The sequence below is a fragment of the Cellulomonas sp. P4_B5_2 genome, assembly GCF_056402235.1.
Map to the genome: position 1 here is coordinate 1 of NZ_JBFUHU010000134.1, position 9,398 is coordinate 9,398.

The window sequence follows — 9,398 nt, forward strand, 5'->3', positions numbered from 1 at the left end:
CGTCGGGAGCGCTCCCGACGACGGAAACCGCTATCCAATCCGTCGGTCGCAGACGCTCGCCGGAGAGGTCACCCGCAGGGTGGGCACGGGCGACCTGCCCGTCACCTAGACTCCCAACCGTGATCTTCAAGGCGGTGGGCGAGGGCAGGCCCTACCCGGACCACGGGCTCGAGACAGCCAAGCAGTGGGCCGAGGTTCCGCCACGCCAGGTGCGGCTCGACGAGCTGGTGACGACCAAGCGCACGCTCGACCTCGACGCGCTGCTCGCGGAGGACTCGACGTTCTACGGCGACCTGTTCGCCCACGTGGTCCAGTACCGCGGCGTCATGTACCTGGAGGACGGCCTGCACCGGGCCGTCCGGGCCGCGCTCCACCAGCGCGCGCTGCTGCACGCACGGGTCCTGGTGGTCAAGTGACGGAGCAGGACCGCGGCCGTCAGCTGCGTCGTCGGCACATGCACGAGCGACAGGCCGTCATCTTCGGCGTCCTGCTGGCCGGTCTCGCGCTGGCGGGCCTCGGCGCCGCAGCGGTGTTCACCGGCAGCCTCAACCTCCCGGTGTTCGCGCGCGAGTTCGCCGCCGAGCCCTCCCCGACCGCCACGCAGGACCCGTACCCGTGCCCGCCGGCCGGCGCGTTGCCGGTGCCCGCCGCCCAGGTCGGCGTCAAGGTCTACAACGCGACCACCCGGGTGGGCCTCGCCGGCGCCACCGCGGCGAGCCTCGCCGAACGCGGTTTCGTCATCGTGGTCACCGAGAACGCCCCCGCCACGTACGACGGCACGGCGCGCATCATCTTCGGCACGGCGGGCGTGGCCCACGCATACACGCTSGCTGCGCACGTCGACGGGGCGGTGCTCGTCCTCGACGCCCGCACCGACGCCACCGTCGACCTGGCGCTGGGCGGCGAGTTCGCCGAGCTCAACCCCCTCGAGGGCGTGGTGCTCGACCCCGCCGTCCCGCTCGTCGCCCCGGAGGGCTGCACCCCCTTCGACCAGGTCGTCGCCCCGGAGGCCCCGGCCGTGACGGAGACCCCCGCCGCAGGCTGATCGTGCGGCGCCCCCGTGGTCGTGCGACGGTGGAGGCATGACCGCGGTCGCCGACCGCGGACGACGTGGGAGGTCGACGATGACCGAGTCGCACTACGGCCCCGATCCCGTTCCCGAGACGGCCCCCGAGGCCCCGCCGGCGCCCGACGACGTCGAGTCGGCGGACGCCTACCTCGATGCCACCCGCCCAGCGGTGTTCCCGGTCGCCGGCGCCACCACCGGCACCGTGCCGCCGCCGCTGGATCCAGGTCGGACTCCCTGATCTCACAGGGAACAGCGCCACCCCGGCCACCACGCGCGGGCTAGCCTGGGAGCCCTGCCTCGTCGCCGGCTCCCCACGGGCCCCGCACCCCGGAGGTCGCGCTGCTCCGCCGACTGCTGCACTCCCCGACTGCCGTCTGGGTCGCCTTCATCCTCGTGCACGGGTGGCTGGCGCTGGTCGGGCTCGTGCTCATCCCCCAGGACGCGTTCTGGGACCTGGACCTCTACCGGTACTGGATGTGGCTCGGCCTGAACGAGGGGCAGTGGCCCGTGCTCTCGGGCACGTGGGTCTACCCGGTCGGCGCCATCGTGCCGATGCTCCTCGCCGCGCTGGGCGGGACCGGCGGCGGGTCGTCGTACGCCGACGTGTGGGCGCTGCTGGTCACCCTGCTCGACGCGGCCGCGCTGGCGGTGCTGCTCCAGGTGCGCCGCCCCGGCCTGCCCCGCAGCGGCACGACGACCGTCGGCGCGTGGTGGTGGCTCGCGTTCCTGCTGCTGCTCGGCCCGGTCGCGATGGGTCGGCTCGACGCCGTCATCGCCCCGGTGGTCGTCGTCGCCCTGACCCTCGCGCTGAACCACCCCCGCATCACGTCGGCGCTCCTCACGGCCGCAGCCTGGGTCAAGGTGGCCCCGGGCGCGCTCCTCATCGCCGTGTTCCTGGCGGTGCGTCGGCCGTGGCGCAGCGTGGTCGTCCCGGCCGCGGTGGTCAGCGTGGTGGTGGTCGGGACGGTGGCGGCCCTCGGCGGGCTGCCCCAGGTGATGTCGTTCCTCACCGAGCAGGACCAGCGCGGGCTGCAGATCGAGGCACCCGGCGCCACGCCCTGGCTGGTCACCGCGCTCTGGGCACCCTCCGTCACCCGGGTGCTCAACGAGCCGCTGGTCACCTGGGAGCTCCACGGGCCCGGCACGCAGGGCGCCGCGGACGTCCTCGGGGCCCTCTTCTTCCTCGCGCTCGGCGCGGCGACGCTGCTGCTCTGGTGGCGTCGCGAGCAGCTGGGTGACCGGCTGTGGTCCGGCGGGATCGTGCGCACCGAGCTGCTGGTCCGGGGGGCCATGTTGCTGACGCTCGCGATGATCGTGTTCAACAAGGTGGGCTCGCCGCAGTACATGGGATGGCTCGCGCCGCCGGTCGCGGTCGCGCTGGCGCTGCGGCTGCCCGGCTGGCGGACCACCGCGTGGCTCGTGCTCGGCATCGCCGGTGCGACGCAGGTGGTGTTCCCGTGGTTCTACGACGGGGTGGTCCTCGGCGCCCCCGCGGTGACGATCGTGCTCGCCGCGCGCAACGTCGCCCTCGTGGCGCTGCTGGTGCACACGGTGATCGCGCTGGTCCGGCCGCTGCCCGACGATCAGCCCGAGGCTCTGCGCCGCCAGGACCGGATCACGAGCGCCAGCCCCGCCGCGTAGCCGACCCCGAGCACGCCGAGGTACGGCACGTAGAACCGCCGCAGCACCGGGTGCGCGATCGCCGCCGCCCCGCCGATGCCGGCACCCATGGCCAGCGCCCGCGCCCCCCGGGCGCCCGCGGTGTGCACGGCGAGGGGGATCCGCGGGACGCCCGCGTCGCCTGCGGCTGCGGCGTAGAGCTTGACCGGCACGCCGTTGGCCGCCTGCTTCCAGACGCCCCGCGCGCCGACCGCCATGTGCTCCGCCGCCGCGGCACGCATGCTCGCTGTGGTCAGGGGTGCCGGTGGGCGCATGCCGCGCCGGGTCAGCTCGGAGGTGACCAGCACGCCCGCCACCGACCCCGCCGTCAGCCACCCGACGGCCGGCAGGATCCGGCGCGGGTTCGCGACACCCACGACCGCCAGGTACATCTCCATGGTCACGGGCCAGCTGATCCCCTCGGCGAACCCCCAGGCGGCGGCGCCGGCCATCCCGGCCTTCCCCTCCATCGCGCGGTGCAGCACCTGCCACGTGCGGGACTCGGACCACGTCGCCGGCCCCTCGGCCAGCAGGGCCTCCAGCTGGTGGACCACCGGGGACATGTCGTCGTCGTCGAGGTCCTCCGGCTGGATCGGGTGACCGAGACGCACCTCGACCGGGCCGGGGTGCAGGCGGCCGCCCTTGGGCAGCAGGTCGTGGGTGCCGACGATGGCCACCGGCAGGATCGGGACGTCGAACTCGCGCGCGATCCGGACGGCCCCGCTGCGCAGCTCGCCCAGGCGACCGTCCGTGCTGCGCGTGCCCTCGGGGAACACCAGCAGGCTGGACCCGGTGCCCAGCACCGCCTGGGCGCCCTCCACCAGCCCCGCGTATCCCCCGCCGCCCTTGCGGTGCACCGGGACCGCTCCGATGGCGAGCTTGAGCCCCAGGCGCATCCACGCCTTGTCGAACCAGTAGTCCTCGGCCGCCACGACGACGGGCTTGTACGGCGCGGGGAACGCGGCGATCAGGGCCGGGGTGTCGGCGTGCGAGCTGTGGTTGGCGACGATGACCATCGCCTCGTACGGCGCCGCCCCGCGCACCTTGTACCCGCCGACCAGGTGGAAGACGTTGCGCCAGAACGTGTGCCGCGCGGCGCCCGCGAGGTTGAACCCGGGCGGCAGGCCGACCCGGCGACGGGCGGTCATGCGAGCACCGCCGCGAGCGGGAGCACGAGCAGCAGGGAGTCGACGCGGTCCAGCAGGCCGCCGAACCCGGGCAGCCACGCCCCGGCGTCCTTCACCCCGGCGCGGCGCTTCACCATGGACTCCAACAGGTCTCCTCCGACGCTCCCGAGCAGCACGGCGACGTACAGGCCGGGCGAGGCGGAATCGAGCACGACCAGCACGATCGCAGCGCCGACGGCGGCTCCGACCATACCTCCGACGGTCTTGTTCGGACTGAGCCGGGAGAGTGGTCGTCGCGCCCAGGCGAACCGGCGCAGGCCGGTGCCGCCGCACCAGGCCGCGATGTCCGTGGCGGCCGCCGCGAAGCACAGCAGGTACGCGTCGCTGCCGACGAGCACCAGGTTGGCGAGCGACCAGCACAGCCAGATCGACCCGAAGGCGGTCAGCGTGGCGCGCTCGAGCCCGCGCTCGGAGTCCCCGGTCAGCAGTGCGGGCACCGCGCAGAGCAGGGCCACCAGGGGCACCAGGGCGAGCAGGTCGGGGGCGAGCCACGCCGCCATCGGATAGGTGACGGCGAGCACCAGCAGGAGGGTGGTCTCCGCGCGGGGCAGGCGGACCATCGCGGCGAACTCGCGCACCGCCTGCAGGGCCAGCAGCGCGGCGAGGACCGCCGTCGGGCCCGGTCCGAGCCACATCGGGATGCCGATCACCGGCAGGATCAGCGCCCAGGTGGTCCAGCGGCGGCGCAGCTCCGGCCTGCCTGACAGGAACACCGGGATCGCCGCGACCGCGAGGATCACCACGCTGACCGTCAGCAGCCAGACCGCCCGCCCCTCGAGGTCGAGGTGCCAGGCGGCCAGACGCAGGTGGAGCTCGAGCTCCGGGATCACGCGAGGACCCGGCGCAGCTGCCGCAGCCGCGTCGAGGCGGTGGCCAGCGACAGCCCGACCGTCACCGCCAGCAGCAGCGGCGACAGCCCTGGCGCCGCCACCATGAGCACCACCGCGAGGCACCGCTCGGTCTTGCCGAACGGTCCCCCGTTGAGCCGTGGTGCACCGGCCCCCGCACCGGCGAGCGACACGAACGTGGGCAGGGTCGCGACGACGGCCGCGACGAGCACGAAGACGACCGCGGCACCGCCCTGCAGCCGCCCGAGGAGCACAGCGAGGCCCGCGAACATGAGCAGGTCGCTGACCCGGTCGCCGATCTCGTTGACCACGAATCCCCACGGCCGGGACACCCCGCGCGCCCGGGCGACCGCCCCGTCCAGGTTGGCGCCCGCGAGACGCCCGGCGAGCAGCAGGAGCGCCAGGGGCCACGACCCGAGGGCGATCGCGACGCCCGCGGCCGCGGCGCTGAGCACGCCGAGCCACGTGAAGACGTCCGGGGACACGTCCCGGTCCTCGGCCCAGCGGACGAWGCCGTCGAGTCGCCGGGTGTACCAGGGCTTGAGTGCGTACAGGCCGCGCATGCCGGGACCCTAGCGGGCGTCAGCCCAGCTGCGACGCCACCTCCGAGGCCACGAGCTCCAGGTGGTCCAGGTCGTGCAGGTCCAGCACCTGCAGGTACACGCGCGTCACGCCGAGCTCGCGGTAGGACCCGATCCGGTCGACGACGGCGGTCGGCGTGCCGGCAAACCCGACGGCCCGCACCTCGGTCACGTCCCGCCCGATCGCGGCCGCCCGGCGGGCCACCTCCGCGTCGTCGCGCCCCGCGCACAGCACCTGTGCCACGGAGAAGACGAGGGTCGACGGGTCGCGGCCGGCCTCCTCGCAGGCCGCCCGGACGGTCTTCACGCGACCCTCCACGTCGGCCGGCGCGGGGAACGACATGTTGAACTCGGCGGCGTACCGGGCGGCCAGCGCGGGCGTCCGCTTCGGCCCGCTCCCGCCGACGATGATCGGCACGGGCGACTGCACAGGCTTCGGCAGCGCGGGCGAGTGCTTCACCGTGTAGTGCTCGCCGGCGAAGTCGTAGTGCTCCCCCGCCGGCGTGCTCCACAGGCCGGTGATCAGCTCGAGCTGCTCGGTCAGCAGGCCGAACCGCTTCTCCGGGAACGGGATCCCGTACGCGGCGTGCTCCTGCGCGAACCAGCCGGCGCCCAGACCGAGCTCCACCCGGCCGCCCGACATCTGGTCCACCTGCGCCACCTGGATGGCGAGCACGCCGGGGTGCCGGAAGGTGGCCGACGAGACCAGGGTGCCCAGCCGGATGCGGCTGGTCTCACGGGCCAGCCCCGCCAGCGTGGTCCAGGAGTCCGTGGGACCGGGCTGGGCGTCGCCGTCGCCCATCCGCAGGTAGTGGTCGGAGCGGAAGAAGGCGTCGAAGCCGAGCTCCTCCGTCGCCTTGGCCACCGCCAGCTGGTCGTCGTAGGAGGCCCCCTGCTGGGGCTCGGTGAAGATGCGCAGATCCATGCGGACCAGCCTCACACAGTCGCCGCGCGGCAGCGCACCGTGCGACGGTGGGGCGGTGAACGCTGGATTCCCCGTCATCGCGCCCGGCCGCCATCCCGCCGACGAGCCGTTCGCCGTCGCCGACTGGCGCCGCCGCGTGGCCGCGATCTACGCGGACGTCCGCCGGATGTCCGCCGACGACCCGTCCTCCGCGCACGCGATCTGGGTCCAGCGGCGCGACGAGCTGCTGGCCGAGCACCCGGCATCCCCGCTCGACGCCGCCGCGAAGGCGTCGTTCGAGGGCCTCGACATCCCGCAGTACGACGCGGCCTACCGGTTCGAGTGCGAGATCCGGCCCGCCCCCGCCCAGCGCCTGGACGTGAGCACGGGGACCGACGGCGTGGTGCCGTTCGAGCGGATCGCCGACGTGGAGGTGGGCGGCCTCGGGACCCTCGCGGTCTGGCGGCTCCGCGGGTACGCCGGTGGGCTGTTCGTGCCCGTGAAGGACGCGTCGCCCGACACCTACGGCGGCGGTCGGTACCTGCTGGACACCATCAAGGGGGCGGATCTCGGCATGGCGGGAACACGGCTCGTGGTCGACCTGAACTTCGCCTACAACCCGTCCTGCGCCTACGACCCCGCGTGGACCTGCCCGCTGGCCACCCGCGCCAACACGCTCGCCGCGGAGGTCCCCGTGGGCGAGCGGGTGTTCGCATGAGCGCCCTGACCTCGATGTGGGCGTGGGACAACCCCGTCCCGCGGTCCGTCGACGCCCGCGGACGCGACTACGCACCCGCCGAACCCGCCGCCCTCGTCGCCTTCTGCCAGGAGCGCGCGATCCAGCGCGTGTTCCTCTCCGCACCGTGGGCCGCCGACGAGGGACCGGTCGGCGACTGGTTCGGTGCCGCGACCACAGCACTGCAGGCCGCCGGGGTGGCGGTCGGTCCGCTCGGCGGCGACCCCGGGTGGCTCGGTCAGCCGTCGCTCGCGGTGACCTGGGCGCTCACGGCCCTGCGATCGGGGCCGAGCGACAGCCTGCAGCTGGACGTCGAGCCGTGGGCCACGCCCACCTGGTCCACCGACCGTGACCGGCTCTGCGCACAGTGGTTCACCCTGCTCGACGGCGTGCTGGCGGCGCTCCCGGCCGGCGCCGGGCTGGGCGTCGACACGCCGTGGTGGCTGGCGCACGAGGCGTGGGAGGGGGGCACGCTGCTCGACGCCGTCCTCGCGCGCGTGGCGCGGGTGGGTGTCGTCGCGTTCAGCGACCACGCACAGGGGCCCGACGGGATCGTGGCGCTCGCTGCCCCGGCGGTCGTCGCGGCGTCGTCGGCCGGGCTGCCGTTCACCGTCGGGGTCGAGACGGACACCGCCGAGGTGGCCGGGGGCGCGCAGTACACGTTCATCGACGAGGGCCCCGTCGTGCTGGAGGCGGAGACCGCGTTGGTCGCCGACGCCTTCGGCACCCTCCCCGGCTACGAGGGCGTCACGGTCGAGCACCACCGCACCTGGCGCGCGCTGCTGGGGCTGGACTGACCGGGATGTCTGTTTCCCCTGGTCACGGCCATGTTTCGGTTTGGCTGGATGCCAGGTGATCGTTACCTGAACGGCGCGGTCGCGTGACCGTGCCGTGCTGGTCCCGGTCCTCGCGGACCGAGACGCTTCAGTCCTCGATCACTGGAGGCACTGATGCGCGGTCGGTCATTCACTCGGACACAGGCACCCACCCGCGTGGTTGCCGCCGTGGCTGTGGTCGCTCTCCTGGGCGCGCTCGGTGCCTGCAGCACGGACGGCTCGACCGACGCCTCGTACGACCAGGGCATCGCCTACGACGACTCCGTCGCGCCGGAGGACTGGCGCCAGGTCCCGGTGGACGAGCAGGAGGAGTACGACGACTCCCCGGAGCAGCCGTTCCAGGACGTGACGACGAGCCCGCTGTCGACGTTCGCCTCCGATGTCGACACCGCGTCCTACAGCAACCTGCGCCGCCAGCTGCGCCAGGGGGTCGCGCCGGAGGGCGTGCGGATCGAGGAGCTGGTCAACTACTTCGACTACGACTACCCGACGCCCGACCCGAGCGCGGTGGACCCGTTCACCGTCACGACGCAGATCGCGGACGCGCCCTGGGCGCCCGACCACCAGCTCGCGATGATCGGCGTGCAGGCCACGGCCGCGAAGGCCACCAGCCGGGGCAACAACATCGTCTTCCTGCTCGACGTGTCCGGTTCGATGGACGAGCCGAACAAGCTGCCGCTGCTCGCCGACTCGTTCGAGCTGCTGGTGGAGCAGCTCGACGAGGACGACACCGTCTCGATCGTGACCTACGCCGGCAGCGAGCAGGTGCTCGCCGACTCCCTGCGAGGCGACGAGCGCGGCGAGCTGGTGCGGATCCTGCGCGAGCTGCAGGCAGGAGGGTCGACCGGTGGCGCCGCGGGCCTGCAGACCGCGTACGAGCTCGCGGCGAAGAACTTCGTCGAGGGCGGGAACAACCGGGTCATCCTGGCGACCGACGGCGACTTCAACGTCGGCCCGTCCACCCCCGAGCAGCTCACCGACCTGATCGAGGAGCACGCCAAGTCGGGCGTCTACATCTCCGTGCTCGGCTTCGGGATGGGGAACCTCAAGGACAACACCATGGAAGCGATCGCCGACCACGGGAACGGCAACTACGCCTACATCGACACCCTCGACGAGGCGCGCAAGGTCCTGGTGGACGAGTTCGACTCGACGATGTTCGTCGTCGCCCAGGACCTCAAGGTCCAGGTCGAGCTCAACCCCGCGACCGTGGCCGAGTACCGGCTGCTGGGCTACGACAACCGCCGCCTGGAGGACGAGGAGTTCGACGACGACACCAAGGACGCCGGCGACGTCGGCGCCGGGCACGCAGTGACCGCCTTCTACGAGCTGGTCCCGGCTCGAGGCGAGTCGCGCCACGACGACGACCTGGACTACCAGAACACCGAGACCGGGAGCTCCAGCGACTTCCTGACCGTGCACGTGCGCTACAAGAACCCGGGCACCACCACGAGCACCGAGGTCGTCTTCCCGGCCCGAGCCAGCGCCTACGACACCAGCCCCACGGCCGACTTCAGGTTCGCGTCCGCGGTCGTCGAGTTCGGCCTCGCGGTGACCGACTCGCAGTATGCCGACGAC

The 9,398-nt window shown here is 73.4% G+C and carries 11 protein-coding genes; 7 read left to right on the plus strand and 4 right to left on the minus strand.

The window, feature by feature from the left end:
• Positions 1 to 119 precede the first annotated feature (119 nt).
• From AC1DUQ_RS11305 to AC1DUQ_RS11320, 4 genes are all read left to right on the plus strand, one after another.
• Positions 120 to 416, plus strand: a complete 297-nt coding sequence (locus AC1DUQ_RS11305; RefSeq protein ID WP_056087555.1) for a type II toxin-antitoxin system VapB family antitoxin — start codon at positions 120 to 122, stop codon at positions 414 to 416.
• A complete protein-coding gene (locus AC1DUQ_RS11310) occupies positions 413 to 1,045 on the plus strand; it encodes a LytR C-terminal domain-containing protein (protein WP_477060874.1) in 633 nt (210 codons plus the stop codon). Before AC1DUQ_RS11305 ends, AC1DUQ_RS11310 begins: the two co-directional genes overlap by 4 nt.
• A gap of 37 nt (positions 1,046 to 1,082) precedes the next feature.
• Entirely contained in the window at positions 1,083 to 1,307 is a 225-nt protein-coding gene (locus AC1DUQ_RS11315) for a hypothetical protein (protein ID WP_477073812.1), read from the plus strand.
• Positions 1,308 to 1,462: 155 nt separating this feature from the next.
• Positions 1,463 to 2,710, plus strand: a complete 1,248-nt coding sequence (locus tag AC1DUQ_RS11320) for a glycosyltransferase 87 family protein (protein WP_477060872.1) — start codon at positions 1,463 to 1,465, stop codon at positions 2,708 to 2,710.
• Here AC1DUQ_RS11320 and AC1DUQ_RS11325 read toward each other — a convergent pair.
• From AC1DUQ_RS11325 to AC1DUQ_RS11340, 4 genes are read right to left on the minus strand one after another with little or no spacing between them, the layout of a single operon-like run.
• Positions 2,653 to 3,876: a lysophospholipid acyltransferase family protein gene (locus AC1DUQ_RS11325; RefSeq protein WP_477060871.1), complete on the minus strand. Its 1,224-nt coding sequence runs from the start codon at positions 3,874 to 3,876 to the stop codon at positions 2,653 to 2,655. The two genes, AC1DUQ_RS11320 and AC1DUQ_RS11325, sit on opposite strands and share 58 nt — an antisense overlap.
• Positions 3,873 to 4,745 carry a phosphatidate cytidylyltransferase gene (locus tag AC1DUQ_RS11330; protein ID WP_477060870.1) on the minus strand — a complete coding sequence of 291 codons (873 nt, stop codon included), beginning with the start codon at positions 4,743 to 4,745 and terminating at the stop codon, positions 3,873 to 3,875. The genes AC1DUQ_RS11325 and AC1DUQ_RS11330 overlap by 4 nt, the downstream gene beginning before the upstream one ends.
• Entirely contained in the window at positions 4,742 to 5,326 is a 585-nt protein-coding gene (locus AC1DUQ_RS11335; protein ID WP_477073813.1) for a CDP-alcohol phosphatidyltransferase family protein, read from the minus strand. The genes AC1DUQ_RS11330 and AC1DUQ_RS11335 overlap by 4 nt, the downstream gene beginning before the upstream one ends.
• A gap of 19 nt (positions 5,327 to 5,345) precedes the next feature.
• Positions 5,346 to 6,269, minus strand: a complete 924-nt coding sequence (locus AC1DUQ_RS11340) for an LLM class F420-dependent oxidoreductase (RefSeq protein WP_477060868.1) — start codon at positions 6,267 to 6,269, stop codon at positions 5,346 to 5,348.
• A 55-nt stretch (positions 6,270 to 6,324) separates the two neighbouring features.
• On the opposite strand from AC1DUQ_RS11340, the gene AC1DUQ_RS11345 reads away from it, so the two are divergent.
• From AC1DUQ_RS11345 to AC1DUQ_RS11355, 3 genes are all read left to right on the plus strand, one after another.
• Positions 6,325 to 6,966 (plus strand): DUF1684 domain-containing protein, encoded by a 642-nt coding sequence (locus AC1DUQ_RS11345; protein WP_477060867.1) that lies wholly within the window; start codon positions 6,325 to 6,327, stop codon positions 6,964 to 6,966.
• Complete coding sequence (locus tag AC1DUQ_RS11350; RefSeq protein ID WP_477060866.1) at positions 6,963 to 7,781, plus strand: hypothetical protein; 819 nt, start codon at positions 6,963 to 6,965, stop codon at positions 7,779 to 7,781. The genes AC1DUQ_RS11345 and AC1DUQ_RS11350 overlap by 4 nt, the downstream gene beginning before the upstream one ends.
• 207 nt (positions 7,782 to 7,988) lie before the next feature.
• A partial coding sequence (locus tag AC1DUQ_RS11355) for a vWA domain-containing protein (RefSeq protein WP_477073814.1) occupies positions 7,989 to 9,398 on the plus strand: 1,410 nt, incomplete at its 3' end.